The 25,240-nt window shown below is 76.2% G+C and carries 25 protein-coding genes and 2 pseudogenes; 12 read left to right on the plus strand and 15 right to left on the minus strand.

The window, feature by feature from the left end:
* Both GA0070558_RS14970 and GA0070558_RS14975 read left to right on the plus strand, forming a co-directional pair.
* Nucleotides 1-1,632 carry a RecQ family ATP-dependent DNA helicase gene (locus tag GA0070558_RS14970; RefSeq protein WP_091279962.1) on the plus strand — a complete coding sequence of 544 codons (1,632 nt, stop codon included), beginning with the start codon at nt 1-3 and terminating at the stop codon, nt 1,630-1,632.
* 84 nt (nt 1,633-1,716) lie between these two features.
* Nucleotides 1,717-2,220, plus strand: a complete 504-nt coding sequence (locus GA0070558_RS14975; protein ID WP_043962890.1) for a hypothetical protein — start codon at nt 1,717-1,719, stop codon at nt 2,218-2,220.
* A 13-nt stretch (nt 2,221-2,233) separates the two neighbouring features.
* On the opposite strand, the gene GA0070558_RS14980 is transcribed toward GA0070558_RS14975, so the two are convergent.
* Entirely contained in the window at nt 2,234-3,100 is an 867-nt protein-coding gene (locus GA0070558_RS14980; protein WP_091279965.1) for an aldo/keto reductase family oxidoreductase, read from the minus strand.
* Between the two features lie 138 nt (nt 3,101-3,238).
* Here GA0070558_RS14980 and GA0070558_RS14985 point away from each other — a divergent pair, with 138 nt between their 5' ends.
* Together GA0070558_RS14985 and GA0070558_RS14990 are read left to right on the plus strand one after the other, a co-directional pair.
* Nucleotides 3,239-3,682, plus strand: coding sequence for a winged helix-turn-helix transcriptional regulator (locus GA0070558_RS14985; protein ID WP_091279969.1), 444 nt, complete (start codon nt 3,239-3,241; stop codon nt 3,680-3,682).
* Nucleotides 3,683-3,774: 92 nt separating this feature from the next.
* Nucleotides 3,775-4,770 carry a helix-turn-helix domain-containing protein gene (locus GA0070558_RS14990; RefSeq protein ID WP_077937225.1) on the plus strand — a complete coding sequence of 332 codons (996 nt, stop codon included), beginning with the start codon at nt 3,775-3,777 and terminating at the stop codon, nt 4,768-4,770.
* Between the two features lie 230 nt (nt 4,771-5,000).
* Here GA0070558_RS14990 and GA0070558_RS14995 read toward each other — a convergent pair whose 3' ends face one another.
* The 8 genes and pseudogenes from GA0070558_RS14995 to GA0070558_RS15030 form a co-directional block, all read right to left on the minus strand.
* A complete protein-coding gene (locus GA0070558_RS14995; protein WP_091279974.1) occupies nt 5,001-5,984 on the minus strand; it encodes a DNA topoisomerase IB in 984 nt (327 codons plus the stop codon).
* Nucleotides 5,968-6,942, minus strand: coding sequence for a glycosyltransferase family 9 protein (locus tag GA0070558_RS15000; protein WP_091279977.1), 975 nt, complete (start codon nt 6,940-6,942; stop codon nt 5,968-5,970). Before GA0070558_RS15000 ends, GA0070558_RS14995 begins: the two co-directional genes overlap by 17 nt.
* Nucleotides 6,939-7,640: an SDR family oxidoreductase gene (locus GA0070558_RS15005; protein WP_077937221.1), complete on the minus strand. Its 702-nt coding sequence runs from the start codon at nt 7,638-7,640 to the stop codon at nt 6,939-6,941. Before GA0070558_RS15005 ends, GA0070558_RS15000 begins: the two co-directional genes overlap by 4 nt.
* Complete coding sequence (locus GA0070558_RS15010; RefSeq protein WP_091279981.1) at nt 7,637-9,121, minus strand: PfkB family carbohydrate kinase; 1,485 nt, start codon at nt 9,119-9,121, stop codon at nt 7,637-7,639. The genes GA0070558_RS15005 and GA0070558_RS15010 overlap by 4 nt, the downstream gene beginning before the upstream one ends.
* Nucleotides 9,122-9,133: 12 nt before the next feature.
* Nucleotides 9,134-9,916: a D-sedoheptulose-7-phosphate isomerase gene (locus GA0070558_RS15015; RefSeq protein WP_091279985.1), complete on the minus strand. Its 783-nt coding sequence runs from the start codon at nt 9,914-9,916 to the stop codon at nt 9,134-9,136.
* Nucleotides 9,916-11,133, minus strand: coding sequence for a glycosyltransferase (locus tag GA0070558_RS15020; RefSeq protein WP_091279988.1), 1,218 nt, complete (start codon nt 11,131-11,133; stop codon nt 9,916-9,918). The genes GA0070558_RS15015 and GA0070558_RS15020 overlap by 1 nt, the downstream gene beginning before the upstream one ends.
* Nucleotides 11,118-12,092 (minus strand): glycosyltransferase, encoded by a 975-nt coding sequence (locus GA0070558_RS15025; RefSeq protein ID WP_091279992.1) that lies wholly within the window; start codon nt 12,090-12,092, stop codon nt 11,118-11,120. The genes GA0070558_RS15020 and GA0070558_RS15025 overlap by 16 nt, the downstream gene beginning before the upstream one ends.
* A gap of 113 nt (nt 12,093-12,205) precedes the next feature.
* A pseudogene (locus tag GA0070558_RS15030) lies at nt 12,206-13,837 on the minus strand (HAD-IIIA family hydrolase); the annotation flags it as partial.
* A 432-nt stretch (nt 13,838-14,269) separates the two neighbouring features.
* Between GA0070558_RS15030 and GA0070558_RS15035 the strand changes: the two are divergent.
* Nucleotides 14,270-15,037: a polyprenol monophosphomannose synthase gene (locus tag GA0070558_RS15035; protein ID WP_077937215.1), complete on the plus strand. Its 768-nt coding sequence runs from the start codon at nt 14,270-14,272 to the stop codon at nt 15,035-15,037.
* A 14-nt stretch (nt 15,038-15,051) separates the two neighbouring features.
* Here GA0070558_RS15035 and GA0070558_RS15040 read toward each other — a convergent pair whose 3' ends face one another.
* Nucleotides 15,052-16,692 carry a phytoene desaturase family protein gene (locus GA0070558_RS15040; RefSeq protein WP_439709600.1) on the minus strand — a complete coding sequence of 547 codons (1,641 nt, stop codon included), beginning with the start codon at nt 16,690-16,692 and terminating at the stop codon, nt 15,052-15,054.
* A gap of 72 nt (nt 16,693-16,764) precedes the next feature.
* Here GA0070558_RS15040 and GA0070558_RS15045 point away from each other — a divergent pair, with 72 nt between their 5' ends.
* The gene (locus GA0070558_RS15045) at nt 16,765-18,198 is read left to right on the plus strand and encodes an aldehyde dehydrogenase family protein (protein ID WP_091279995.1); all 1,434 of its coding nucleotides are present in this window, start codon (nt 16,765-16,767) and stop codon (nt 18,196-18,198) included.
* Nucleotides 18,199-18,255: 57 nt separating this feature from the next.
* Here GA0070558_RS15045 and GA0070558_RS15050 read toward each other — a convergent pair whose 3' ends face one another.
* Entirely contained in the window at nt 18,256-18,660 is a 405-nt protein-coding gene (locus tag GA0070558_RS15050; protein ID WP_091279999.1) for a ChaB family protein, read from the minus strand.
* A gap of 188 nt (nt 18,661-18,848) precedes the next feature.
* Here GA0070558_RS15050 and GA0070558_RS15055 point away from each other — a divergent pair, with 188 nt between their 5' ends.
* The 4 genes from GA0070558_RS15055 (at nt 18,849) to GA0070558_RS15070 (ending at nt 21,214) form a co-directional block, all read left to right on the plus strand.
* Nucleotides 18,849-19,832: a YihY/virulence factor BrkB family protein gene (locus GA0070558_RS15055; RefSeq protein ID WP_091280349.1), complete on the plus strand. Its 984-nt coding sequence runs from the start codon at nt 18,849-18,851 to the stop codon at nt 19,830-19,832.
* Nucleotides 19,833-19,921: 89 nt separating this feature from the next.
* Nucleotides 19,922-20,338, plus strand: coding sequence for a DUF2795 domain-containing protein (locus GA0070558_RS15060; RefSeq protein WP_091280002.1), 417 nt, complete (start codon nt 19,922-19,924; stop codon nt 20,336-20,338).
* Nucleotides 20,339-20,390: 52 nt separating this feature from the next.
* The gene (locus GA0070558_RS15065; RefSeq protein WP_074475938.1) at nt 20,391-20,852 is read left to right on the plus strand and encodes an SRPBCC family protein; all 462 of its coding nucleotides are present in this window, start codon (nt 20,391-20,393) and stop codon (nt 20,850-20,852) included.
* 98 nt (nt 20,853-20,950) lie between these two features.
* Nucleotides 20,951-21,214, plus strand: a complete 264-nt coding sequence (locus GA0070558_RS15070; protein ID WP_043962875.1) for a hypothetical protein — start codon at nt 20,951-20,953, stop codon at nt 21,212-21,214.
* A 27-nt stretch (nt 21,215-21,241) separates the two neighbouring features.
* On the opposite strand, the gene GA0070558_RS34360 is transcribed toward GA0070558_RS15070, so the two are convergent.
* The gene (locus GA0070558_RS34360; RefSeq protein ID WP_256091948.1) at nt 21,242-21,619 is read right to left on the minus strand and encodes a hypothetical protein; all 378 of its coding nucleotides are present in this window, start codon (nt 21,617-21,619) and stop codon (nt 21,242-21,244) included.
* 94 nt (nt 21,620-21,713) lie between these two features.
* A pseudogene (locus GA0070558_RS34365) lies at nt 21,714-22,238 on the minus strand (MFS transporter); the annotation flags it as partial.
* A gap of 268 nt (nt 22,239-22,506) precedes the next feature.
* On the opposite strand from GA0070558_RS34365, the gene GA0070558_RS15080 reads away from it, so the two are divergent.
* On the plus strand, nt 22,507-22,719 hold the full coding sequence (locus tag GA0070558_RS15080; RefSeq protein WP_043962874.1) for a hypothetical protein: 213 nt from the start codon (nt 22,507-22,509) through the stop codon (nt 22,717-22,719).
* 462 nt (nt 22,720-23,181) lie between these two features.
* Here the strand turns inward: GA0070558_RS15080 and GA0070558_RS15085 are convergent, their stop codons facing one another.
* Nucleotides 23,182-23,625 (minus strand): hypothetical protein, encoded by a 444-nt coding sequence (locus GA0070558_RS15085; RefSeq protein WP_091280006.1) that lies wholly within the window; start codon nt 23,623-23,625, stop codon nt 23,182-23,184.
* Nucleotides 23,626-23,793: 168 nt separating this feature from the next.
* On the opposite strand from GA0070558_RS15085, the gene GA0070558_RS15090 reads away from it, so the two are divergent.
* On the plus strand, nt 23,794-24,168 hold the full coding sequence (locus tag GA0070558_RS15090; protein ID WP_091280008.1) for a DUF6401 family natural product biosynthesis protein: 375 nt from the start codon (nt 23,794-23,796) through the stop codon (nt 24,166-24,168).
* A gap of 76 nt (nt 24,169-24,244) precedes the next feature.
* On the opposite strand, the gene GA0070558_RS15095 is transcribed toward GA0070558_RS15090, so the two are convergent.
* A complete protein-coding gene (locus tag GA0070558_RS15095) occupies nt 24,245-25,120 on the minus strand; it encodes a mechanosensitive ion channel family protein (protein ID WP_091280011.1) in 876 nt (291 codons plus the stop codon).
* Between the last annotated feature and the right edge of the window lie 120 nt (nt 25,121-25,240).

Raw genomic sequence — 25,240 nt, forward strand, 5'->3', positions numbered from 1 at the left:
ATGAAGCTGTCCACGCACTCCATGACGTTGCGCCGCGCGGCGCGGAGCCTCTTCGGCTGGAAAGCGCTGCGGCCCAACCAGCTCGCCGCCATGCGCGCGGTGATGAAGCGACGCGACGCCCTGGTGGTGCTGCCCACCGGTGCCGGCAAGTCGGCGATCTACCAGATCCCGGCCAGCCTGATCCCCGGCCCGACCGTGGTGATCTCCCCACTGCTCGCCCTCCAGCAGGACCAGATCGCGGCCCTCAACGAGCGCCGCCGCCCCGAGCTGCGGGCGGTGCGGATCAGCTCGGACGAGACGCCCGCCCAGCAGGCGGAGGCGATCGAGGAGGTCCGCGCGGGCCGGGCCGAGTTCCTGTTCATCACGCCGGAGCAGTTGGCCAACCCCGACCGGATGGCCGAGGTCAGGTCGCTCAAGCCGGCGCTCGTGGCGATCGACGAGGCGCACTGCATCTCGGCCTGGGGGCACGACTTCCGCCCCGACTACCTGGCGCTGGGGCACCTCATCGAGGGCATCGGCCGGCCCCCGGTGGTCGCCCTGACCGCCACGGCCTCCCCGCCGGTACGCGACGACATCGTCGCCCGGCTGCGGCTACGCGACGCCGAGGTGGTGGTGTCCGGGCTGGACCGGCCGAACCTGTTCCTGGAGGTCGCGCACTGCCCCACCGAGGACTACCGGTGGCGGCGGCTGCTCGCCCTGCTGCGCGAGGACAGGCGCCCCGGGATCATCTACGTGCCGACCCGGCGGGCGGCCGAGGAGCTGGCCGCCCGGCTCACCGACGCCGACTTCCCGGCCGAGTTCTACCACGGCGGGATGCCCGCCGGGGCGCGCGGCGAGCTGCACGAGGCGTTCCTCGCCGACCGGGTGCCCATCATGGTGGCCACCTCGGCGTTCGGCATGGGCATCGACAAGCCGAACATCGCCTGGGTGGTGCACATGGCGCTGCCGGACTCGCCGGACAGCTACTTCCAGGAGATCGGCCGGGCCGGGCGCGACGGGGAGCCGGCCCGGGTGCTGCTGCTGTGGCAGGCCGAGGACGTCGGCCTGCAACGCTTCTTCAGCGGCGGGCTGCCGGACGCCACCGAGCTGCGTGACCTGGCGGCCCTGCTGCGGCGCAAGCCGGCCACCAAGAAGGAGCTGCGGGAGGCGACGGGCCTGGGGCCGCGCAAGCTGGGCCAGTATCTCGCCCTGCTGGAGCAGGTCGGCGCCGCCGAGCCGCGGTCGCGGCAACGCATCGGCGCGCCCCGGTACTCGCCGACGCCGGTCGAGGCCGGCGACGCGGCGCGGGCCGAGGCGGAACGCCAGCAGACCGTCACCCGGTCGCGGACGGACATGATGCGCGCCTTCGCCGAGACGACCGGCTGCCGGGGGCAGGCGCTGCTGGCGTACTTCGGTGAGCAGATGACGCGGGTCTGCGGGCACTGCGACAACTGCCTCGCCGGCACCAGCGTCGCCGACGACGGCGCGAGCGGGCCGTTCCCGGTGCACAGCCAGGTGCGCCACCCCGAGTGGGGGCCCGGCATGGTGCTGAGCTACGAGGAGGACCGGATGACGGTGCTCTTCGAGGAGGTCGGGTACAAGACGCTGTCGGTGCGCGTGGTGTCCGAACAGGGCCTGTTGACCCTCGACTAGCCTGAGCCGGGCCGACAGGCCACGGCACCGGGACGGACCACCGTGCCCACGGCACAGAGATGCAACGACGAGAGGAGCGCGGTCGTGATCGAGCAGCCGGCGTACACCGGGTTCGGTTTCTCCGACGAGGAGTGGGGGCTGCTGGTCGGCCTGCCGCAGTCGGTGCTGACCGCGGCGAGCGCCGCCGAGCACGACAGCGCCCGCCGCACGATGGCCGAGAACGCGGCCGGGTTGGAGAGCATCGCCACGGGCCGCGAGTCGGGCAGCCCGCTCGTGGCCGCCGTGGCGGGCGAGATCGTGTCCCGGGTGGGCGACCCGGAGGCCGGCGAGGAGCTGCCGGTGATCGCGCCGGCCGACCCGCGTGCGGTGATCGAGGACGTGCTGAACCGGGCGGCCTCGGCGGCCCGGCTGCTGGCCGAGAAGGTCGACGAGGGCGAGGCCGGCGCCTACAAGCACTGGCTCGTGGAGATCGCCGAGCACGTGGTGAGCGCGGCGTCCAGCGGCGGGATCCTGGGCCTCGGCGGCGACGTGGTGAGCGACTCCGAGCGGCGCTTCCGCGACCGGCTCTCCCAGGTCCTCAACGACTGAACTCCCACGGGTCCTAGCGGCCGACCTTGTCCAGCTCGGCCAGGTCGTCGGCGGAGAGGGCGAGGCCGGCGCCCGCGACGTTCTCCCGCAGGTGCGCCACGGACGAGGTGCCGGGGATCAGCAGGATGTTCGGTGACCGCCGCAGCAGCCAGGCCAGGGCCACCGACATGGGTGCCGCCTCCAGCCGGGCGGCCACGGCCGCGAGCGCCGAGGACTGCAGCGGGGTGAAGCCCCCGAGCGGGAAGAACGGCACGTAGGCGACGCCCTGCTCGGCGAGCGCGTCGATCAGGGCGTCGTCCTGGCGGTGCGCGAGGTTGTACAGGTTCTGCACGCACACGATCGGCGCGATCGCCTGCGCCTCGGCGACCTGCTCCGGCGTCGCGTTGCTCAGCCCGAGGTGCCGGATCAGGCCCTGCTGCCGGAGCGCGACGAGCGTCTCGAACGCCTCGGCGACCGGGCCGGGCTGGGGGCCCTCGGCGTCGCCGAGCCGCAGGTTGACCAGGTCGAGCACGTCGAGCCCGAGGTTGTCGAGGTTCTCGTGCACGGACCGACGCAGGCTCTCCGGGTCCCGGGCCGGCGGCCAGCCGCCCCGCTGGTCGCGGTTCGCGCCGACCTTGGTCACGATGTGCAGCGAGTCGGAGTACGGGTGCAGCGCCTCGCGGATCAGCCGGTTGGTGACGTGCGGCCCGTACGCGTCGGAGGTGTCGATGTGGGTGATGCCGAGGGCGACGGCCTCCCGGAGGACGGCGAGCGCGCCGTGGTGGTCGGCCGGCGGACCCATGACCCAGGGCCCGGCGAGTTGCATGGCGCCGTAGCCGAACCGGGTGACGGTCAGGTCCCCCAGCGTCCAGGTGCCGCCGGGAAGGGAAGGGGAGGTCACTGCTGCACCTCTGCTTTCGGGTTTCGGGTGTCGGTGCTGGGCACCGTGGATGCCGACTCCACTCTGATCGGGTAACTTCCTGTCCGGAAGTAGGCACCTGGAAGTGTGTAACGCACCAGCGGTGGAAGGGGCGGCCCGATGGCGACGACGAGGGCGGAGCAGAAGAGGGCGCGGGCGAAGGCCGAGTATGACGCGTTCGTGGCGCAGTGTCCGAGTCGCCAGCTGCTCGACCGCATCGCGGACAAGTGGGTCACTCTGGTGCTGGCCGCGCTGGGCAGCGACGGCTCGCACCGGTTCGGCGCCGACTGCGGCGGCGAACCCCGGCCGCTGCGCTATTCGGAGCTGTCGCGCCTGCTGGCCGGCGTCAGCCAGAAGATGCTGACCCAGACGCTGCGCTCCCTCGAACGCGACGGCCTGGTCACCCGGACCGTGACGCCGACCGTGCCCGTCACGGTCACCTACGAGCTGACCGCGCTCGGCCACTCCCTGCACCAGACGCTGCGCGGCGTGAAGGGGTGGGCCGAGGCCCACATGGACGACGTGCTGGCCAACCGCGCGACGTACGACACCCGTCCCGCCTGAGGCCGGTTCCCGGCGGCGCCGCGCCACCCGGCGGCACCCCTCACCGGCGCAAGCGTCGACAATGGAGGAAGGCGACGACGGGGAGGCCGGTGATGGGTGGGCTGCGCACCGAGAGGCTGGACACGACCGTGCTGCCGGCGGCGGAGCGCTGGCCCTTCTTCACGGAGCTCGCCTCCCGCGCCTCGGCCCCGATGGCCATGGACAGCGAGCACACGGCGGACTTCCGGGCCGACGTCGACATCCTGACGCTGGGCGAGGTCGAGCTGTGCCGGTTCCACTACCAGTCCCTGATAGGCCTGCGCACCCCGCGCCTGATCCGGCAGGCCGACCCGGAGGTCTTCCAGATCGCCCTCACCCTCGCCGGCAACAGCGCCATCGACTCCGGCCGGGCCACGAACGCGATCCCGATCGGCGACCTCACCCTGGTCGACTGGGCGCGCCCCCACCGGATCGTGCACTCCGGCCACGACGCCGAGCGGGCCCAGGCCAGCGCCGTCACCGCGCTGGTGCCCCGCGCCCGCCTGCCGCTGCACCCCGACAAGGTGGGTGGGCTGACCGCCGCGCGGATGTCGGGCACGGAGGGCCCCGGGGCGCTGCTGGCCCAGCACCTGCTCCAGATCACCCGGCACCCGGAGCAGTTCCGGGCCGCCGACGCGCCCCACCTCGCCGACGTCACCCTCACCCTGATCACCATGCTGCTCGCCCGGCACCTCGACGCCGAGCCTCGGCTCCCGGCCGAGATGCGCCAGCAGGCGCTGCTCACCCAGGTCCACGACTTCATCGAGCGCCACCTCGGCGACCCCGACCTGTCGCCCCGGGCCGTCGCCGACGCCCATCACGTCGCCCTGCGCACCCTGCACCGCCTCTTCGCCGACGAGGAGGAGTCCGTCGGCGGGGCCATCCGCCGCCGGCGGCTGGAACGCTGCCGGCGGGACCTGGCCGACCCGCTGCTGCGCGACCGGCCCGTCCAGGCCATCGCCGCCCGCTGGGGCTTCCGCGACAAGGCGCACTTCAGCCGCGCCTTCCGCGCCGCGTACGGCCTCAGCCCCCGGGCCTGGCGGGAGAGCACCCGGCCGGGGCCCGGCTGACGCCGGGCGCGGCGATCGGGGGCCGCAGGGCCGGCCGTGCGACGGCACGGATCGTCAACCACCTGACACCCAAGGTCAACTCTCCGGCCGACCCCTCCCAGATACTGGTTACGGGCCGGGCTCGGGGCAATCCCGTGGCGGCCCGCACGTAACGGGGGCCGTGGCGAGGCGCCCGCGACACGACGGTCGCGGGCGGCCGCCCGGTGCCGCCGGGACCGGCGGCGGGGCCCTCAGGCGTCCGCCAGCAGCTCCAGCACCCGCAGCTCCGCCTCCGCGCGGGGCGTCCCCGGCCCCACCGGGGCGACCACGCCGTCGTGGAACAGGTCCACCACCCGGGGGTCCACGTACGAGGTGCGGGCGACGGTCGCCGTGTTGCCCAGCAGTTCCGCGACCTGCCGCATCACCGCCGCCACCGCCCGGCGGCGGGCCGTCACGGAGCGGGCCGGCGCGTGGCCGGCCAGTTCGGTGGCCGCCAGGACGGTGGCGTGCCAGGTGCGGAAGTCCTTCGCGGTCATCTCGCCGCCGCTGGCGTCGCGCAGGTACTCGTTGACCTCGTCGCTGCGCACGTCCCGCCAGCCCCGGCCGTCCCAGTAGCCGAACAGCCGCTCGGCGGCGCGCCGCCGGCGACGCAGGTTGCTCAGCACCCGGCACAGCTGCGGGTCCTCGATGCGCCGCACCTGTTCGACGCCGCCCTTGGCGGGGAACGCGAAGACCACGCAGCCGCCCCGGCTGCGCGCGTGCTCGGGGCGCAGCGTGGCCACGCCGAAGGTGGCGTCGTCGCCGACGGCGTACTGGTCGCTGCCGACGCGGAACGTGCCCATGTCGAGCAGCCGGGCGACCGTGGCCAGCACCCGGTCCCGGTTCAGCCCCCGGCCGGACAGGTCGTGGCCCACCCGCTCGCGCAGCCCGGGGAGGCGCTGGGCGACCTCCAGCACGTGGTCGAACTTCGCCTCGTCGCGCTGCTGCCGCCAGTGGGGGTGGTAGAGGTACTGCCTGCGCCCGGCCGCGTCGACGCCGATGGCCTGGATGTGCCCGTTGGGGTACGGCGAGATCCACACGTCCCGCCAGGCGGGCGGGATCACCACGTCCCGCAGCCGGGCCAGCTCGCCGGGGTCGCGGACCGGGTCGCCGGCCGGGTCGAGGAAGAGCCAGCCCCGGCCGCGCCGCCGGCGACCGTAGCCGGGCCTGCCCGGGTCGCTACGCCGTAACCGCACCGGCAACTCGCACCGCCTGTTCCGCCTCCGCCACGGCGGCCAGCACCTCGCCGACGCCGATCGCCGCCAACACCGGATCGGTACCTACCCCGGCAGATGCGGACCAATCCCCCTCCGGCCCGCCGGACCCCTGCTCCCCCGCCCACAGCGCCCGGTGCCACGGCCGCTCCGGCGGCGGCCCCCACCCGGTCGGCGGGACCGGGCCGAAGAGGACCACCGACGGGGTGCCGTAGCCGGTGGCGAGGTGGGCGACGCCGGTGTCGCCGCTGACCACGAGGCGGGCGTGCGCCACCAGGGCGGCCAGCCCGCCGAGGTCCGTGCGGCCGGCGAGCACCGCCTCCGGCGCGAGCCCCGCCCGACGGGCCACCCGCCCGGCCAGCGCCCGCTCGTCGGCCGACCCGGTGACCACGACCCGGTGGCCGCGCCCGGCCAACGCGCGGGCCACCGCCGCGAAGCGCCCGGCTGGCCAGCGCTTCGCCGGGATCTTGCTGCCCGGATGCACGACGCTCACCCCGGCCGGGGTCGGGCCGGCGGGCGGGCGGCGCAGGGCGAGGTCGGCGCGGTCGGCGGGGATGCCGTACCAGTGCAGCAGGCGGCACCAGCGGTCGACCTCGTGTTCGCCGGGTCGCCAGTCGGGGCCGTCGGCGTGCCCGGCGTCGGGGTTGGCGAAGGCGAGCAGCCGCCGCGGCCGGGTGGCGGCGAGCAGCCGGTGCGACTGCGGGCCGCGCCCGTGCAGGTTGACGGCCAGGTCCGGGGGCGGGTCGGGCCGGTCGAGGGGGGCCAGCCCGGTCGCCGGCACGAGCCGGTCGACGCCGCCGACGAGGTCGACCAGGGGGGCCAGCCAGGCCGGGGCGGCCAGGGCGAGTTCCCGGTCGGGGTGGGCGGCGCGCAGCGCGCGCAGCGCGGGCACGGCGGTGGCGAGGTCGCCGACGCCGAGGGCGCGCAGGGCGAGGATCACGGGTACGACGATTCCCGCTCGGCACAGACGACCAGTTCGCGCACGGCGCTGCCGGGCGGCTGGGAGAGGGCGAACATGACGGCGGCGGCCGTGTCGGCGGGGTCGTTGAGGCTGGCGTCGGGGCCGGGCCGGTACTGGGCGTCGCGTTCGTCGAAGAACGCGGTGCGCATGCCGCCGGGGACGAGCAGGGTGACGCCGACGGAGCCGGCGAGTTCGGCGGCGAGGGCGCGGGTGAAGCCGACGACGCCGAACTTCGCGGCGCAGTACGCGGTGGCGTCGCTGACGGCCTTGACGCCGAGGGTGGAGGCGACGGTGACCACGTTGCCCCGGGCCGCCTCCAGCCAGGGCAGGGCGGCCCGGATGACGGCGGCGGTGGCGAGCAGGTCGACGGTCACGATGCGCTCCCAGGTGTCGCCGGGAACGTCGGCGAGCCGGCCGGGCACGTCGATCCCCGCGGCGGTGACGACAGCGTCGAGGCCGCCGGAGCGTTCGGCGAGGTGCCGGGTGGCGGCCTCGGCGGCGCGGGTGTCGGCGAGGTCGCACTCGACCCAGGGCACCCCGTCGGCAGGTGCGTGCCGGTCCAGCACCACCGGCCGGCCGCCGGCCTTCGCCACGGCGGCCACCACGGCCGCCCCCAACCCGCTGGACCCGCCCGTGACCAGTACGGTCGGCCCGGCTCCCGGTGCGCTCGCGCTCATCGTGCCCCCCTGATCGTCGTGTCGTCCACGTCGACGCCCACCCGCAGGCCCGGCGCCCGGGGCCCGCTCGTCCCGCCGGTGGCGCGGGCGGCGGCGATCATGTCGGTGGTCGAGCGCCCGTCGAGGTACGGCACGACCACCGTGTGCCCGCCCCAGCGGCGCAGCACCTCCGCCTCGGGCAGCGCCGGCTCGCCGCCGCCGGCGTAGTCGCCGCCCTTGACCCACACGTCGGGGCGCAGCCAGGTCAGCGCCGCCTCCGGGGTGGGCTCGTCGAAGACCAGCACCGCGTCGACGCAGCCCAGCGCCGCCAGCAGCCGGCTGCGGTCGCCCTGCGGCACCACCGGCCGGTCCGGGCCCTTCAGCCCGGCCACGCTCGCGTCGGAGTTGACGCAGACGACGAGGCAGTCGCCGAGCTGCCGGGCCGCCTCCAGGGTGGCCACGTGCCCGGCGTGCAGCAGGTCGAAGCAGCCGCCGGTGGCCACCACGGTCCCGCCGGCCGCGCGTACCCCGGCGACGACCTCGGCGGCGGCGGCGACCCCGATCCGGGGCCCGCCGGGACGCGACGGCGGCGCGGCGGCGGCCCGGACCGGTGCCGGCAGGGCGGCGGCCACTCCGCCCGCGGCGACGTACCCCGACGCCTCGGTGACGGCCGCCTGCACCGCCTCGGAGACCAGCGCGCCCCGGGACAGGGCGATGGCGGCGGTCGCGGCGAACCGGTCGCCCGCGCCGCAGGTGTCCCCCTCGGCGCTGGCCGGCGCGGGCACCACCAGCGGCGTGGAGCCGGCGTGGCAGAGCAGCGCCCCGTCGCCGCCCAGGGTCACGGTGACCGCGCCGGCCCGCCAGCGCCGGCGCAGCTCCTGCGCGCCCCGCGACGCGGTGGCCAGCCGGGACCCGCCCGGCGCGGCCTTCACCAGCTCGCGCACCTCGGACTCGTTCGGGGTGGCCAGGTGCACGCCCGGCACGGCGGCCGGGCCGCGCGGGTGCGGGTCCCACACCACCGGCGCCCGGGTGCCCGCGAGCGCCGCCCGCAGGGCCGGCTGGCGGGCCACCCCCCGGCCGTAGTCGCTGACCAGCACGGCGGACGCGGCGGCCAGCAGCCGCAGCACGGCCTCGCTCGGTTCCCCGGGCTCCCCCGCCGCCCCGCCCCGGTCGTGGCGCAGCAGCACCCGGCCCCGGGCGTGCAGCCGGATCTTCTCGCAGGTGGTGCCGCGCAGCGGCAGCGCGTACACCTGCACTCCCGCGGCGGCGAGCAGCTCGGCCAGGCGCGCCCCGCCCGCGTCGTCGGCGAGGGCGGTCACCAGCGCGACCTCGGCGCCCTGCGCCGCCGCGAAGACCGCCGCGAGCCCGGCCCCGCCGGGCCGGTCGACGGCCGTGGACTCGTCGAGGACCGGCACCGGCGAGTCCGGGCACAGCCGGTTCACCACCCCCTCGACGTCCCGGTCGAGCAGGAGGTCACCGACCACCACCACGGGTCCCGTCATCAGCTCGCCTCCTCATCCCGCCTCGGCCTGCCGGCCCGTACCGTCGTCGAGCACCACCTCGACCCCGGCACGCACCGGACCGTCCGGCGCGCCGGCGGCCGGCGGCACGGCGCGGCCCGCCGCCCCGCTGGCGGCCGGTGCCAACGGGGTGCGGCCCGCCGCCGCCAGCGCGGCGGGGAGCACCCGGTCGACGTACTCGCAGAGCACGTGGGTGGAGACCAGGTGCAGCTCCTGGACGACCTGGCTGTCGGGGGAGGCGATGGCCAGGGTCTCGTGGCAGGCGTCGGCGAGGGGGTTGGGGGTGGGGCCGGTGAACGCCCAGCAGCGCAGCCCGGCGTCGCGGCCGGCGTGGGCGGCGGCGACGAGGTTGACGCTGGCCCCGCTGGTCGACATGAGCAGCAGGATGTCCTCGGGCCGGCCGTGGGCGCGGACCTGCCGGGCGAAGACCTCGTCGTAGCCGTAGTCGTTGCCGATGGCGGTGAGCGCGCTGGTCTCGGCGTGCAGGGCGATGGCCGACAGCGGCTCGCGGTCGTCGCGCAGCTTGCCGACGAGTTCGGCGGTGAGGTGCTGCGCCTCGGCGGCGCTGCCACCGTTGCCGGCCACCAGCAGCCGGCCGCCGGCGGCCAGCCGGTGCGCCAGCTCCCCGCCCCAGCGGGCCAGCAGCTCCTCCGAGCGCCGGTAGGGCAGCAGCGCGGCGGCCAGGGCGGCCAGGTGCGCGTCGAGCACCGACGCGGCGGCGGGGCCGGCCGGGCCGGCGGAGCCGGTGACGGGCCGGGCCGGGCGGGCGGCGGCCATCAGGCGACCACCCGGGTGGGCCGGCGCACGGCGGCCACCGCGCCGTACACCTCCGCCAGCCGCTGGGCGGTGGCCGCCCAGGAGTAGCTGCGCCGGGCCCGGTCGCGGGCCGCCCCGGCGTACGCGAACCGGCGGATCCGGTCGTCGAGCAGACCCCGGATCGCGGCGCCCAGCGCGCGCGGGTCCCGGGCCGGCACCAGGTCACCGGTGACCCCGTCGAGGACGGTGTCGGTCAGCCCGCCGACGGCCGTGCCGACCACGGGCACGCCGCAGGCCATGGCCTCCAGCGGGGTCAGCCCGAACGGCTCGTACCAGGGGGCGGCGACCAGCACGTCGGCGGAGCGGTACCAGCGGCCCATCTCCTCCCGGGGCACCGCCCCGACCAGGCGCACCCGGTCGGCGACGCCGCACTCGCGGGCCAGGGCCCGCAGCCGCCGGGCGTGCGGGTCGGTCTCCAGCAGCCCCTCGGGCGGGCCGCCCACCACCACGCACTCGGCGTCCGGCACCAGGGGCATCGCGCGGATCACGTCCTGGAAGCCCTTGCGTTCCACCAGCCGGCCGACGGTGAGGACGCGGGCCCGGCCCGGGTCCCGCCCGACGGCCGGGCCGAGCGGGGCGAACGTGGCGAGGTTGACCCCGGACGGGACCACGCTGATCCGGTCGCGGGGCACCCCGAGGCGGACCAGCTCGTTCACCTCGTCCTGGCACTGGGCCACGACCCGGTCGACGGCCCGGCCCAGTTCCCGCTCGTCGCGGATCCGGCCGGGCGGGCTGGTGTCCTGGGCGCCCTGGTGCCGCCGCTTCACGGTGCCGAGGGCGTGGTACGTCTGCACCACCGGCACGCCGGTGCGCCGGCCGGCGGCCAGCGCGGCCAGTCCGCTCATCCAGAAGTGGGCGTGGATCACCTCCGGCGTCCAGTCCCCGCCCCGCCACCGCTGGGCCAGCCAGCGGCCGAACGCCGGCATGTGCGGCAGCAGCGCGTCCTTGGCCATCGGCTCCGCCGGGCCGGCCGGCACGTGCACCACGTCGTACCCGTCGGGGGCGCGGACCGTCACCGGCAGGTCCACCGCGTCGCGGCGGGTGTAGACCCGCACGTCGTGACCGGCGGCGGCGAGCGCGGCGGAGAGCTCCGCGACATGCGTGTTCTGGCCGCCGGCGTCTTCGCCGCCGAGGACGGCGAGCGGGCTGGCGTGCTCCGAGATCATCGCGATGCGCATACTTCCTCCTCCAGCAGCCGGTCCCAGTCGGCGAGGAAACGCTCCAGCCCGTAGCGGTCCCGGGCGGCCTTGCGCGCCGCCGCGCCCGCCCGGGCGGCGGCCTCGGGGTCGTCGAGGAACCGGCGGGCGGCCCCCAGCAGGTCGTCGACGCGGGTGGAGAGCGCGCCGGCCTCGGGCGGGACGGCCACCACGGCCTCGGTGGTGGCGAGCGCGACGACCGGCATGCCGATGGTCATGGCCTCGATCAGGCTGAGCCCGAGGGAGGTCCACCGGCACAGGTGCAGGTACGCCCGCCGCCGGCCCAGCTCGGCGTGCATCCGCTCCTGCGGCACGTCGTCGTGGCTGGCGACCCGGTCGGCGGGCAGCCCGAGCCGGTCGGCCAGCCCGGTCACCCCCATGCCGAAGACGTCGAGGGGGGCCAGCTCGGCGAAGCGGGGCAGCAGGTCGGTGCCGGTGACCCGCCAGCGGCGTACCGGCTCGTTGATGACGACGGCGAGCCGGTCGAGTTCGCCGGTCCACTCGACGGCCGGGGCGACGACGCCGTGCTCGACGACGGCGGTGCGGGTGGCCCCGTTGTCCCAGAACAGTTCGTTGAACCCGGTGACGTGAGTGAGCAGCAGGTCGTCGCGGTCGGCCATCGGGTGGCGGGTGTCGGGCACGTCGCCCTTGGGGGTGTTGTGCTCGACGTAGATCGCCGGCACGTCCCGGCCGACCCGCCGGCCCAGCCAGTCGCAGGCCAGGTCGAACTCCTCGGGGCGCTGCAGGACGACCAGGTCGACGTCGGCCCGGCGCAGCTCCCCGGGGGTGACCTCGACGGCGCTGTCGGGCCACGGGTAGGTGCGGGCCCGGCCGAGGCCGTAGGGGCCCCGGTCGGGGGTGACGGGCACCAGGTAGCGGTGCCTGCCGTGCACGAAGGACGTGGTCCAGGAGCCGTGCACGTGCCAGACCAGGATGTTCATCGGCCGCTCCCGCCGCCGCCGGCCGGCACGGCCACCCGGTCCGCCGGGCCGGCCGCCGCACGGCCCGATCCGCCCGGGGCGCCGTCCGGGCCGTGGTCGCCGGCCGGGCCGACGGGCGTGCCGGCGCGGACGCCGAGCAGGCGCAACGCGTCGAGGACCGCGCCGGGGTCGATCCCGGCCAGGCAGGGGTGCCCGGGGACGGGGCAGGTGGCGGCGCGGGTGTCGCGGCAGGCGGCCCCGGCGTCGCCGAGGCGCACGGTGGGCACCCGGTAGGGCCCCCACTGCCCGTACGGGACGGTCGGGGCGAACAGGCTGACCACGGGCACGTCGAGCGCGGCGGCCAGGTGGGCGGGGCCGGTGTTGCCGACGACGAGCGCGGACGCGCCGGCGATGATGCCGGCGAGTTCGGCCAGGCCGGTGCGCCCGCCGAGGTCGACGCCGCCGGCGGCGGCCACCCGGGCGGTGAGTTCGCGTTCGCCGGGTCCCCCGGTGACCACGACCCGGTGGCCCGCCCCGGCGAGCGCGCGGACGATCCGGGCGGCCAGTTCGGGCGGGCAGGCCCGGGCGGTGGCCGTCGAGCCGGGGTGCAGCACGACATACCCGGGCCGGTCGAGTCGCGGCGGCGGGGCCGGCACCGCGTCGCGGCGCAGGCGCAGCCGGGGCTGGTCGTCGCCGGGCAGGGCGTGGCCGGCGGCGGCGGCCAGCGACAGCGCCCGCTCCGGCTCGGGCACCCCCGCCGGCACCCGGTGGCGCACGTCGAGGAGGCTGCCCGGGTAGTCGTCGCTGATCGCGGCGATCCGGGGCACGCCGGCCAGGCGCAGCAGCAGCGCCAGCGGCAACGGCGACTGGTGGAAGCTCGTGAAGATCACCGCCTCGTCGGCGCCCACGGCCGCGAGGCGCCGCACCAGCCGGCGGGTCCGGTCCGGGTCCACGGGGCCCGGGTCCGGGTCGATCCACTCCAGGGGCCACTCGACGATCTCGTCGATCCCGGGCAGCAGCTCCGCCGCCGCCCGGCCGCGCGGCCCGCACAGCAGCACCACCCGCCGCGCGTGGGCGGCCACCGCCCGGATGCCCGGCCCGGTGACCAGCACGTCGCCGGCCGAGTCGCTGCGCACCACCAGCACGGTGCCCGCCGCGCGGGGCGGGCCAGGGGCCACGGCGGCCTGCCGGCGCAGGATCTCGTCGACCGCCGCCGGCAGGGTGGGGCGTACGCACGGGGCGGCCGCCACCTCCTCGGGCCGGGTGACCGGCGTCGGCACCAGCACCCCGTGCGCCCCGGCTGCCAGCGCGGCGGCCATGTCCCGCCCGATGTCCCCCACCACCACGCAGCGCTGCGGCGTCGTGCCCAGCCGCGCCGCCGCCGCGTGGACGAGGCCCGGGGCGGGCTTGCGGCAGTCGCACCCGGCGTCGTCGTCGTGCGGGCAGACGTGCCAGGAGTCGAAGGGGCCCAGCAGCTCCTCGATGCGGGCGTGCACCCGGTCCAGCTGCCCCTCGGTGAAGCAGCCCCGGGCCAGCCCGGACTGGTTGGTCACCACGGCCAGCCGCAGGCCCGCGGCGCGCAGCCGGTCCAGAGCCTCCCGCACGCCCGGCAGCGGGCGCACCTTGTCGGGGTCGCCGTTGTACGGCACGTCCTCCACCAGCGTGCCGTCGCGGTCCAGCAGCACCGCGTCGAACAGGACACCGCCGGACCCGCCCCGGCCAGGACCCGGGTCGACCCGGGCTGACCTGCGCTGATCCGGCTCCATCTGGTCCCGTCGCACGGGCGGCGGGTTCCCTGCGCCCCGGGGAGTAAACGTCGCCGGCGGCGCGGTGCCCGCCGCCGGGGGCGCGGCGACACCCGCCGCCCCGCCACTCCTCCGGTGCCGCGATACCCGCCGCCGCCGAGAAGCTAACCCGCCCGGCTCGTTAGGGGCCGCCGGGAGCGGGGTACGGGGGGCGCAGTGGCGATTGTGGAGAAAGTGACCCAGGCACCCCGTCGGTTGTCCGACATCGCGACCCGGCAGAAGGCGGACCGGTGACGCGCCGGCCCGGCCCGGCGACCCGGTTCCGGCGCGTCACCCGGCTCCCCGCCCTGCGCACGGCGTGTCGCACACGCCGGACGGGGAGCCATTACGACATGGAACGGGCAACTGGCTACCCTCTCAGGTAAACCTGTCGGCAAACCGAGGATGTCCGTCATGATCGAACCCGTGCAGTTGCCCGCCCCCTGGCGGGACGCACGCCTGACCGTCGTGGTTCCCACCTACAACGAGGCGGGGAACCTCCCGGTCCTGGTCGAACGGCTCCTCGCGCTGCCGCTGCCGGGCCTGAAGGTGCTGGTCGCCGACGACAACTCCCCGGACGGGACGGGCGAGGTGGCCGACAAGCTGGCCATCGAGCACCCCGACCGGGTCCAGGTCGTGCACCGCGCCGGCAAGGAGGGCCTCGGCCGGGCGTACGTCGACGGGATCGGCCGGGCCCTCGACGGCGGCGCGGAATACGTGGCGCAGATGGACGCGGACCTGTCGCACCCGCCGGAGGCGCTGCCCGGCATGCTCGGCGCGCTGCTGTCCACGCAGGCGGGTGTCGTCATCGGTTCCCGGTACGTGCCGGGCGGGCAGCTCGACGAGGCGTGGCCGCTCTACCGTCGCGCGCTCAGCGGCTGGGCCAACCTGTACGTGCACACGCTGCTGCGGGTGCGCATCCGCGACCTCACGGCGGGCTTCAAGATCTGGCGGGCCGACGCGCTGCGCGACATCGGGCTGGAGCGGGTGCAGTCCAACGGCTACAGCTTCCAGGTGGAGATGCACTACCTGGCCACGAAGCTGGGGCACACGATCCTGGAGGTGCCGATCCGGTTCGAGGAGCGCCGCGAGGGCGCCTCGAAGATGACCACCGCCACCAAGATCGAGAGCGCGCTGATGCCGTTCAAGCTGCGCACCCGGCACCGCAACATCGAGGGCTGACGCGCCGGGGGCGCTCAGCGGTAGACCGCCCGGTGCGCCGCGCCGATCACGCCCGCGTACAGGCCGCCGGTGAGCGCCCGGTCGCGGGCCAGCGCGGCCCGGGCGGCGTTCGCGCCCGGTGCGCCGTGCACCCCGCCGCCCGGGTGCGCGGAGGCGCTGGCCAGGTACAACCGGTCCACCGGGGTGTCCGCGCGGCCCAGGCCGGGGATCGGCCGCAGGAAGAGTTGCTGGTACGCCGCCGCGGTGCCGCCGCCCAGCGCCCCGCCGACCAGGCTCGGGTCGCCCCGCTCCAGGTCGGCCGGGCCGGCGACGTGCCGGCCGAGGATGCGGGCGCGGAACCCCGGGGCGGCGGCCTCCAGCACGTCCTCCATCCGCGCGACGTGCGCGGCGACGTCCTCGGCCCGCCAGTCGCGCCGGAACGGCAGGTGGGTGTACGCCCACAGCGACTCGGTGCCGGGCGGGGAGTGGCTCGGGTCGGCGACGCTCATCTGCCCCACCAGCAGGAACGGGTCGCGGGGCACCTGGCCCCGGGCCAGCTCGGCGGAGTACGTCGTCAGCCCGTCGAGGTCCGCGCCGAGGTGCACGGTGCCGGCCCCGGCCACCGCCGGGTTGGTCCACGGCACCGGCCCGGACAGCGCCCAGTCGACCTTGAGCGTGGAGCTGTCCCAGCGGAAGTGCGCCAGGTCCTCCACGAGCCGGGGCGGCAACGCCGCCGCGCCGACCAGGTCGAGGTAGAGGGCGGGGGCGGGGACGTCGGCGAGGACGGCCCGCCGGGCCCGCCAGGCCCGGCCGTCGACGGTGCGTACCCCCATCGCCCGGCCCCGGGCGGTGAGCACCCGGTCGACGCGCGCGTCGTGGACGATCCGGCCGCCGCGCGTGGTGAGCCGGTCGACCAGCGCGTCGGTGATCCGCTGCGCCCCGCCGACGGGCACCGGCCAACCGACCTGCTGGCCGAGCATGGCCAGCAGCCAGCCGTAGACGCCGGAGCCGGCCTCCTCCGGCGACAGGTCGGTGTGCAGGGCGCAGCCGGCCAGCAGCAGCGTGCCGCCCTCGCCGTCGAACAGCTCCGCGCCGAGCTTGCGCACGGGCACGACGAGCCGGCGGGCCAGCCGCAGCGCCCCGCCGACCCGCAGCCGGCGCAGCAGGCCGACGCCGCCGCGCACCGGCGGGAAGGGGGTGGTGATGGTCGCCAGCATCGGCCCGGCCACGTCGAGCCAGTCGGCGTACGCGTGCCGCCAGCGCTCCCCGTCGGCGGGCGCGAACGCGGCCAGCGAGGCGGCGGTGGCGTCGAGGTCCCGGTTGAGCACGGCCGCCCGCCCGTCGGGCAGCAGGTGGGCCAGCACGTCGGGGGCGTGGGTCCAGCGCAGCCCGTGCCGGTCGAGGTCGAGGCCGGCGAGCACCGGGGAGGCGTACCCGAGGGGGTAGAAGGAGCTGTAGAGGTCGCTCAGGTAGCCGGGGACCGTCACCTCGGCGGAGCGCACCGCCCCGCCGGGCGCGCCGGTCGCCTCCAGCACCAGCACGTCCCAGCCGGCGTCGGCCAGCAGGTTGGCGGCCACCAGGCCGTTGTGGCCCGCGCCGACGACGACCGCGTCGGCGCTCTCCGGGCTGGTCACCCCGCCGGACGCGGCGGCGGTGGGGATGCCGGTCGAGGTCATCCGACCCGCCTACCCGGGGCCACTCGCGGCGAAACGCGTTTGCCGCGCCGGGGCCGGGGGATGCACCGCCGCATGTACACGGTTGCGCAGCTCATCGGTGGGGTGTGGGGTGCCGGCGGCGCGGGGGGCGAGCTGGTCGTCCACGATCCGGCCGACGGCCGCCCGGTCAGCACGGTGCCGGTGGCGACGGCGGACGAGGTCGGCAAGGCGGTGGAGGCCGCGCGGGGCGTCGCGCCCGGGTGGGCGGCGACGGACCCGGCGGAGCGGGCCGCCGCGCTGCACCGGGCCGCCGACGCGGTGCAGGCCGCGGCGCAGGAGCTGGCGGCGGCGGTGACGGCGGAGATGGGCAAGCCCGTCGCGGACGCCCGGGGCGGCGTCGAGGCGGGCGTCGGCGCCCTGCGACAGTACGCCGAGCTGGCCCCGGTGCGGGGCGGGCGCACGCTGCTCGGTGGCGCGGAGTCGATCGACTTCATGGCGCCGCAGCCGCGCGGCGTGGTCGCGGCGATCACGCCGTGGAACGACCCGGTGGCGGTCTCCTGCGGGCTGCTCGGCGCGGCCCTGGTGACCGGCAACGCGGTGCTGTACAAGCCGAGCGAGCGCACCCCGGCGACGGGGTGGCTGCTGGCCCGCGCGCTGGACGAGGTCCTGCCGCCGGGGGTGTTGTCGCTGCTCACCGGCGGCGCGGAGGTCGGCGCGGCGCTGGCCGGCGGCGACGTGGACGTGGTGGCGCACGTGGGCGCGACGGCCACCGGCCGCCAGATCGCCGCGGCAGCGGCCCGCACCGGGGCGAAGGTGCTGCTGGAGAACGGTGGCAGCGACCCGCTCGTCGTCGACGCCGGGGTCGACCCGGTCTGGGCGGCGGAGCAGGCGGCGCTGGGCGCGTTCGCCAACGCGGGGCAGATCTGCGTGGCGGTGGAGCGGATCTACGTGCACCGGGACGTGGCGGAGGACTTCGTCGACGCTCTGGTGCGGCGGGCCGGGGCGCTGCGGGTCGGCCCGGGGCGGGACCCGGCCACGGAGCTGGGGCCGCTGGTCGACCGGCGGCACCGCGACCACGTGCACGGGCAGGTGACGGCGGCGGTGGCCGGCGGGGCGCGGCTGCGCGCCGGCGGGGCGCTGCCGGACGGGCCGGGGGCGTTCTACCCGGCGACGGTGGTCGTCGACTGCCGGCACGAGATGACGCTGGTGCGCGAGGAGACGTTCGGCCCGGTCGCCCCGGTGGTGGTGGTCGACTCGTTCAGCGAGGCGCTGCGGTGCGCGGCCGACTCGCCGTACGGGCTGGCGGCGACGGTGCTCACCGGCTCGATGAGTCACGCCCAGCGGGCCTGGCGGGAGCTGCCGGTCGGCACCGTGAAGGTCAACGCCGTGTTCGGCGGCGCGCCGGGCGGGGCGGCGCAGCCGCGTGGGGGCAGCGGCCAGGGCTTCGGCTACGGCCCGGAGCTGCTTGACGAGTTCACCGCCACGAAGGCCGTGCACATCGAGGCCCCGGGCGGCGGCCACTGGTGAGCGTACGGCGTGGGGCCCGGGACCGTGCGGCCCCGGGCCCCGCGCTGTCGTGGCCGGTCAGCGGCCCCCGCGCGCCTTGCGGGTGGCGTTGTTGTTCGCCTTCTCGATGGCCTTGACCAGTTCCGGCTTCGTCATCCGGGACCGGCCGGGCACGTCCAGCTTGCGGGCCACCGCCATCAGGTGGTCCTTGGTGGCGTTGGCGTCGACGCCGCCCGCCGTGGGGGCACGGCGCGCCGGCCCGCCGCCGGCCGCCTGCCGGTCGCTGGGCCCCTTGCGGCCCTTCGGCTCCCAGTGGTCGCCGACCTTCTCGAACTCGTGCTTGACCGCGGCGAAGGCGGTGCGGTGCGCCCGCTCCCCCTCGCCGTACGTCTCCACCGCCGAGTCGTGCGTCTTCTCCCAGGTGCGCTGCGCCTTCTCCGGGGAGCGCCGCAGCGTGCTGGGCAGTACCTCGCGCCCGGGCATGTCGTCCTCCTCCGCGTCGACTGCTTCCCGATTGACCGTTCCCCCCGGCCGCCTGGGCAAACCGCCGGCCCGCGCGGCGGAGCGCCCCGCCCCGTGTCGGGTTTGTCGATTTCCGGTGCTGGGTACGGGCGGGGCCAGGCGAGCGCCGGGTGCCGGTCACCCCGCCGCCCGGGACCCAGGGGGCGGTCATGGCAGCGACGACGGAACCGGACACGGCGGTCCTCGACGACGGGCGGGCGCGGCGGCCCCGCCGGGTACGCCAGCTCAGCTGGCCCACCTGGCGGGGGGTGCTGGTGCGCAGCGGCCGGAGTTTCGTCAAGGACAACTGCGCGGACTGGGCCGCCGCGCTCACCTACTACGGGGTGCTCGCCCTGTTCCCGTCGACGATCGTGGTGGTCGCCCTGGTCGGGCTGGTCTCCGACGGCGAGCGGACGGTCGACACGGTGATCGACCTGGCCCGGGACGTCGGCGCCGGGTCGGTGGTCGGCAACGAGGGGTTCGTGAGCGTGGTGCGGGGCGTGGTCGACCAGAGCGGCGGCGCGAAGACGCTGCTCAGCTTCGGTCTGCTCGGCGCGCTGTGGTCGGCGTCGGGGTTCATCGGCGCGTTCACCCGGGCGTCCAACGCCATCTACGGGGTGCAGGAGGGGCGGCCGGTGTGGAAGCTGCGCCCGTTGCAGATCGGGCTGGCCGCCGTGACCATGCTGCTGCTGGCCGTGGTGGCCACCGGGCTCATCGTCAGCGGCCCGGTCGCCGACGCGGTGGGCGACCTGCTGGGCGCGGGCGGGCTGGCCCGCACGGTGTGGGGCGTGGCGAAGTGGCCGGTGCTGGCCATGGTGATGATGGTGCTGCTGTCGCTGCTGTTCTGGATCGCCCCGAACGTGCGCCAGCCCCGGTTCCGCTGGCTCACCCCGGGCGGCGCGGTCGCCCTGGTCTCCTGGGCGCTGGCCTCGTTCGGTTTCGGCCTGTACGTGGCGAACTTCGGCTCGTACGACGTGACGTACGGCAGCCTCGGCGCGGTGATCGCGTTCCTGGTCTGGCTCTACCTGTCCAATTCGGCGCTGATGCTGGGCGTGCAGATCAACGCCGAGCTGCAGCGGGGCCGGGCGTTGCAGGCCGGTGAGCCGGACCCGGAGGAGCCGGTGCTGCCGCCGCGCAGCCCCGCCGGTCCGTGACGGCCGGCGCCCCGCCGACCGGTGCCGGGTCACGTCGGCCGGGCGGCCGTGTCGGTTTACCGGCGTCCGCCCCGGGTAGCGCAGAAGGCATGGAACGTGGCAGCAGCAAGCACAGCCCGAGGGTCGACGAGCAGATGAGCCAGGAGGTCAGCGGCCTGGTCCAGGGCCCCGGCACCGGCGGCTCGCGGGTGGACGAGTTCCGCCAGCCCGAGCCGGCCGGCGAGGACCAGCCGGAGGCCACCACGGCCCCGGCGGGCGAGCTGCGCACCGGTTCCCCGCAGGGGATGAGCTCCACCGACGTGGAGCAGCGCAGCCGGCTCGGACGGTTCATCACGATGACCGCCCTGCCCGGCGACCGGGAGGCGCTCGTCGCCAACGCGCGCGACAACGACGCGCCGGAGGACCTGGTCGCCGCCCTGGAGGGGCTGCCGCCGGGCACCCGCTACCAGACGGTTTCCGAGGTGTGGGCCGCCCTCGGCCACCGGAACGAGACGACGCGTTGGTGAGGGGGCCCGTCCCCCGGCCCGCCCCGCACCCGCGCACTGAGGAGGATTGCTGATGAGTGGCGTCACCGAGCACGTGGACGTGTCCGTCCCGATCCGGACCGCGTACGACCAGTGGACGCAGTTCGAGGAGTTCCCGCACTTCATGGAGGGGGTGCAGGAGGTCCGGCAGCTCAACGACACGAAGACCCACTGGACGGTGGAGATCGCCGGGGTCAAGCGCGAGTTCGACGCCGAGATCACCGAGCAGCTGCCCGACGAGCGGGTGGCCTGGCGTTCCACCGGCGGCACCCAGCAGGCCGGGGTGGTGACCTTCCACCGCCTCGACGAGGCCAACACGCGGGTGACCCTCCAGTTGGAGTTCGAGCCGCACGGCGTGGTGGAGCAGGCCGGCGACAAGCTCGGCGTCGTCGACCGCCGGGCCAAGGGCGACCTGGAACGGTTCAAGCAGTTCATCGAGCGGCGCGGTCAGGAGACCGGCGCCTGGCGCGGCAGCGTCGACCGTCCCCGGCCCTGACCTTCCCCCGCACGAGCTGACCATGGCCGCCGGCATCCGGCGGCCATCGTCGCGCCCGGGGCCGTTTGCGATCACCGGCCCCGGGTACCGCGAAGGGCATGACGGACAACGACAGCCACGTGTGGCGCGACGAGCAGCGGCTCCCGTTGGAGGAGCTGGACCGGGCGCTGGCCCGGTCGACCCTCGACGGGCAGGCCGACGACGTGACCGGCAACGACGCCGGGGAGGAGGCCGCGTTCGGGCACGGCCCGGAGGCGGTGGACCGGGGCGCGTCGCCGGCCGGCCGGGAGCGGGAGCGCACCGACGCGGAGCGGGCGTACCGGCCGTCGACCACGGGACGGACCGGCCCCGACACGATGTGACGGCCGCCCGCCGCACGCCGGTGTCGGTCAGGGCCGGCGGGACGCGACGGCGTGCAGGGTGGTCAGGGCCGCGGCGAGGACCACCAGCGCCGGCCCGAGGGCTTCGACCGAGGTGTACGCGACCAGCGCGCCGATGCCGCTGGGCACCAGCGCCCCGCCCAGCCCGGCCGCCGCGATCTGCACGCCGATGGTCCGGTCGGCGTGCGCGGCGCCGACCCGTTCGGCGGTGCCCAGGGTGAGCAGCGGGAACACGGGCGCGGCGGCGAAGCCCAGCACCAGCAGGCCGGCCACGGCCACCCAGGCCGGCGCGGGCAGGGCGATCAGCACCGCGCCGGCGACCATGCCGAGCAGGCTGGCGCGCAGCACCCGCCCGGTGCCGAGGCGCTCGGCGACGAAGCCCTGCACCACCCCACGCCCACAGGCCGGCGGCGATCTCGATGGCGACGTACACGGCGAACGCGAGGGAGCCCAGCCAGACGGCCGGCAGGCGCAGCGTGTCGCGTACCCGGACGGGGTCGGTGGTGGGCAGCGGGGCCGGGCCGGCGGCGGACGGGGCCGGGGCGGACCGGTCGGCCCAGGCCCGCACGGTGAGGGCGAAGGCGGTGCCGAGGGCGAGCTGGGCGGCGGCGACGATGCCGTAGCCCCAGCGCCAGGAGAGGCCGGCGCTGAGCACGGCGGTCATGATCAGTGGGCCGATGGCGACGCCGAGGCCGAAGAAGGCGTGCATCCAGTTCATGTGGCGGGGGCCGAACGCGTTGGCCGCGTACGCGTTGAGCCCGGAGTCGATCGCCCCCGAGCCGAGCCCGAGCAGCAGCGCGCAGCCGGTCGTGACGGCGAGCCCCGGGCTGGACGCGTACCCGGTGAGCGCGAGGCTGGCCAGCAGGGTGCTGCCGGCGAGCAGCCGGCCGACGCCGAGCCGGGCCAGGGAGAAGCCGGCCAGCACGCTGGCGGTGAGGTATCCGGTGGTCCCGGCGGTCAGCATCAGGCCGACGGCCTCGGTGGGCACGTCGAAGTCCGCCCGCATGGACGGCCAGCCGACGCCGAGCAGTCCGTCGGGCAGGCCGAGGCTGACGAAGGCGAGGTAGGCGAGCAGGAGCAGGGCGGGACGGGGCGACGCGGGGGTGGACACGATCGACCATCCTGCCTCAGCCCGACGAAGGCGACCAACAACTTCCCGCACCTCCCCCGAAACGCCAAAAAGTGCGGTACGTCCGGCCGGAAACCCGGACAGGTCATCCAGAATCGTCCGATCGGGTGACGGCGATCCCGGCGCGTCGCGCAAGACTTTCCGAATGCAACAGGGCTCCGGCTTCCTCACCGTTCGTCAGCGTCGCCTCGCCTGGCTCGGCTTCCTCCTCGCCGCCGTCCAGGCGCCGGTCGCCGCCAAGTTCGCCACCGACGACTCGTGGCTGTTCAGCCTCTGCGTCGCCCTGATGGTCGCCACAGTGATCATCGCCGACGACGCCTCCCGGCGTCGCCCGGCGAACGCACGCTCTTCCGACTAGCGCGGCGGCGACGCGCCGGCCCGCTCGCCGGACCACCAGGTCGGTCACCGAAGGTGACGGCGGCGGCAGCAACACCGCGGACCGGTCGGTACCTCACGCTGGGTCACACCCCATCCAGCCTGCGCCACCAGCACCCCGCCCTTTGCTCTGCACCCACCCACGCAACACCCTGGCCTAGCTGGGGATGTCCGAGATCCCGCCGGGCGAGGGCCGCCGCGTGCGGTTGCGCTGAGTGAACCGTTGCGTATCCGGGTGCAGAGCAAAGGGGTTCACCGGGCCGTGGCGACCCCACCCTTGGGGACAACGCAGGGTGACGGCTCGGCGGCCGTACACGAGCACAGGCCGCAGGGGGACGGCCCGCTGCCGCGCCCCACGCCGGGACCGGGCCGGACCCCGCGCCAGGGCCGGACCGGACCCCCGCGCCGGGCCGCCGCCGGGCCGGCGTCCGCCGCCGGGCCGGTGTCACTCGCCGGCTGGGCGCGCCTCGTGGCCGGGGCGGCCCCGGGTGCGCCGCCGCTCCTTCATCTCCGCCTCGTACAGGTGCCGCCGGCCGGCGACCAGCTCGTCGCGGGCCTGCCGGTCGAGGTCCCGGAACAGCGCGTAGTAGCCGTCGTCGAAGTCCTCGACGATCTGGAAGGTCCACCGGCCCGCGATCACGTTGCGCCCGAGCAGGTCGGTGGCGATCCGGTCGGCGATCCCGTCGTGCCCGGCGGCGCGGAACCTCTCGACGGCGTCGTCGAGCATCAGGTCCGCGTGGCCGACGAGCTGGTGCAGCGTGTAGAGGTGCCCGCGCGCCCGCTCGACGGTCTCCAGCGCCTCGCTGAGCTTGCCCAGCGCCTCGACGGTGTCGTCGCCGACCCCGGCGGGGCGGCGGTGCCGCTCGTCGGGCTGGTCCTGCTGTCCCATTGCGTCCCTCCACGGTGCCGGTCGCGCCGGTGTCGACCCGTGCTCCCTTCTGCCCCGCGCCGGCCGGGTCAATCCCGGCGGCCGGGGTGTCGGCCGACCGGTGGAGGACCCGGGACCGGCCGAGCGGCGGAGGCGCACGTGGTTACCGGCCGGTTAACCTCGGTCCTCATGCGTGTGCCGTCGAACCGGGCCCCGGGCCGCTCCGCCGTGGACTCCGCCAGCTCAGCCCTCGCCGTGCTGACGGTCTCGATCGGCACCGCCGGGCTCGCCGCCGCCGCCACGTGCCCAGGGCTGCTGGCCGAGGTCGACCAGCACGCCGCCGCCGTCCGGGACGCCCTGGGCGGCGACCGCCGGCCGCTGACCCCCGCCGCGCTCGCCGGCTACGCCGAGGGCGTCCGCGACGCGGCGCGCGAGCACGGCTGGCAGCCGCCCACCCGCTCGACGGACTTCGCCGAAGCCGACTGGCTGCTCACCCGCCTGCTCGCGGTCTGCGCCCTGGCCCGTTCCCTGGGCACCCGACCGGCCCCGCTGCCGACGCTCTGACCACACCCGGGACGCGGGCCGCAGCCGAGAACGGAGGGGACCCGTGCGGGCCCCCTCCGTCTCGTGCCACCCCCGGTCAGCTACCCGGGCGGCCGAACTGCTGGGTCTCGTCGCCCGGCATGTTGCCGGAGCGGTACGTCCCCTGCCCCCCGCGGGCGCCGGTCATCGACCCCTCGGGCATGGCCCGGGCGCGCTCGGCGCCCCGGTCGGCCATCCGCCGCTCGACGTCGCCCCGGCCGGTGGCCTGCGCCTGGCGGTGCTCCCGCAGCGCCCGGGACTCCTCGGCGGCCCGGTCGAGCCACCCCTCCCAGCGGTTCTGCATCGGCCGCACCAGGCCGCCGCCGACGCCGACGATCAGGATGCCGGCCACCGTGGCGAGCACCGCGATCAGCACCGGCGTGGTGACCGTCGTGGCGATGCCCACCTGGTTGAGCGCGGCGATGACACCGAGCGCCAGGATGAAGATCGCCGTCAGGTCCGCCAGCACCCGGCCGTAGGACAGGCCGCCCAGGAAGCCGGTGACCAGGTCCCGCACCGCGTTGGCGATCGCGGCGGCCACCACCACGATGACGATCGCGATGAACGCCCGGGGCAACCACGAGACCACGCCCCGGATCAGGTCGCTGATCGCGTTCGGCCCCCACACCCCGAAGGCGAACTGCAGGGTGAACAGCAGCACGGCGTAGTACGCCAGTTTCGCCAGGATGTCGCTGGCGTCGTACTTGGTGCGTTCCAGCGCACGCCGGATCCCACCCCGTTCGACCGCACGGTCGAACCCCACCCGTTCCAGTGCCGCGTCCACGATCTTGAGGACCGCTTTGGCGATGAGCCACCCCACCACGAGGATCACGATGAACGCGATCGCCCTCGGGACGAAGAGCAGCACCGACCTCCACATATCGGTCAGGGCCGTACCGATGTCTACCTGCCCGACCGCGAGGGTTTTCTGCATGGTGTCCCTCCTGTCGCATGGACTTCGGCGCGCGCATACCCGCCTCGGTGCGCCGCACGCCGCGCGACGCGTACCGAATTTCCCGACATCGCCGCCCAGAGCGGCCCTGACCTGCGCTGA

It is taken from the genome of Micromonospora haikouensis (assembly GCF_900091595.1).
GTDB lineage: Bacteria > Actinomycetota > Actinomycetes > Mycobacteriales > Micromonosporaceae > Micromonospora > Micromonospora haikouensis.

What these genes read in the sequence shown, in the direction of transcription:
- GA0070558_RS14970 (WP_091279962.1), top strand. Translation starts at nt 1, where the DNA reads ATGAAGCTGTCCACGCACTCCATGACGTTGCGCCGCGCGGCGCGGAGC.
- GA0070558_RS14985 (WP_091279969.1), top strand. Translation starts at nt 3,239, where the DNA reads ATGGCGACGACGAGGGCGGAGCAGAAGAGGGCGCGGGCGAAGGCCGAG.
- GA0070558_RS14990 (WP_077937225.1), top strand. Translation starts at nt 3,775, where the DNA reads ATGGGTGGGCTGCGCACCGAGAGGCTGGACACGACCGTGCTGCCGGCG.
- GA0070558_RS15005 (WP_077937221.1), bottom strand. Translation starts at nt 7,640, where the DNA reads ATGAGCGCGAGCGCACCGGGAGCCGGGCCGACCGTACTGGTCACGGGC.
- GA0070558_RS15010 (WP_091279981.1), bottom strand. Translation starts at nt 9,121, where the DNA reads ATGACGGGACCCGTGGTGGTGGTCGGTGACCTCCTGCTCGACCGGGAC.
- GA0070558_RS15015 (WP_091279985.1), bottom strand. Translation starts at nt 9,916, where the DNA reads ATGGCCGCCGCCCGCCCGGCCCGGCCCGTCACCGGCTCCGCCGGCCCG.
- GA0070558_RS15020 (WP_091279988.1), bottom strand. Translation starts at nt 11,133, where the DNA reads ATGCGCATCGCGATGATCTCGGAGCACGCCAGCCCGCTCGCCGTCCTC.
- GA0070558_RS15025 (WP_091279992.1), bottom strand. Translation starts at nt 12,092, where the DNA reads ATGAACATCCTGGTCTGGCACGTGCACGGCTCCTGGACCACGTCCTTC.
- GA0070558_RS15035 (WP_077937215.1), top strand. Translation starts at nt 14,270, where the DNA reads ATGATCGAACCCGTGCAGTTGCCCGCCCCCTGGCGGGACGCACGCCTG.
- GA0070558_RS15040 (WP_439709600.1), bottom strand. Translation starts at nt 16,692, where the DNA reads ATGACCTCGACCGGCATCCCCACCGCCGCCGCGTCCGGCGGGGTGACC.
- GA0070558_RS15045 (WP_091279995.1), top strand. Translation starts at nt 16,765, where the DNA reads ATGTACACGGTTGCGCAGCTCATCGGTGGGGTGTGGGGTGCCGGCGGC.
- GA0070558_RS15050 (WP_091279999.1), bottom strand. Translation starts at nt 18,660, where the DNA reads ATGCCCGGGCGCGAGGTACTGCCCAGCACGCTGCGGCGCTCCCCGGAG.
- GA0070558_RS15055 (WP_091280349.1), top strand. Translation starts at nt 18,849, where the DNA reads ATGGCAGCGACGACGGAACCGGACACGGCGGTCCTCGACGACGGGCGG.
- GA0070558_RS15060 (WP_091280002.1), top strand. Translation starts at nt 19,922, where the DNA reads ATGGAACGTGGCAGCAGCAAGCACAGCCCGAGGGTCGACGAGCAGATG.
- GA0070558_RS15065 (WP_074475938.1), top strand. Translation starts at nt 20,391, where the DNA reads ATGAGTGGCGTCACCGAGCACGTGGACGTGTCCGTCCCGATCCGGACC.
- GA0070558_RS15070 (WP_043962875.1), top strand. Translation starts at nt 20,951, where the DNA reads ATGACGGACAACGACAGCCACGTGTGGCGCGACGAGCAGCGGCTCCCG.
- GA0070558_RS15080 (WP_043962874.1), top strand. Translation starts at nt 22,507, where the DNA reads ATGCAACAGGGCTCCGGCTTCCTCACCGTTCGTCAGCGTCGCCTCGCC.
- GA0070558_RS15085 (WP_091280006.1), bottom strand. Translation starts at nt 23,625, where the DNA reads ATGGGACAGCAGGACCAGCCCGACGAGCGGCACCGCCGCCCCGCCGGG.
- GA0070558_RS15090 (WP_091280008.1), top strand. Translation starts at nt 23,794, where the DNA reads ATGCGTGTGCCGTCGAACCGGGCCCCGGGCCGCTCCGCCGTGGACTCC.
- GA0070558_RS15095 (WP_091280011.1), bottom strand. Translation starts at nt 25,120, where the DNA reads ATGCAGAAAACCCTCGCGGTCGGGCAGGTAGACATCGGTACGGCCCTG.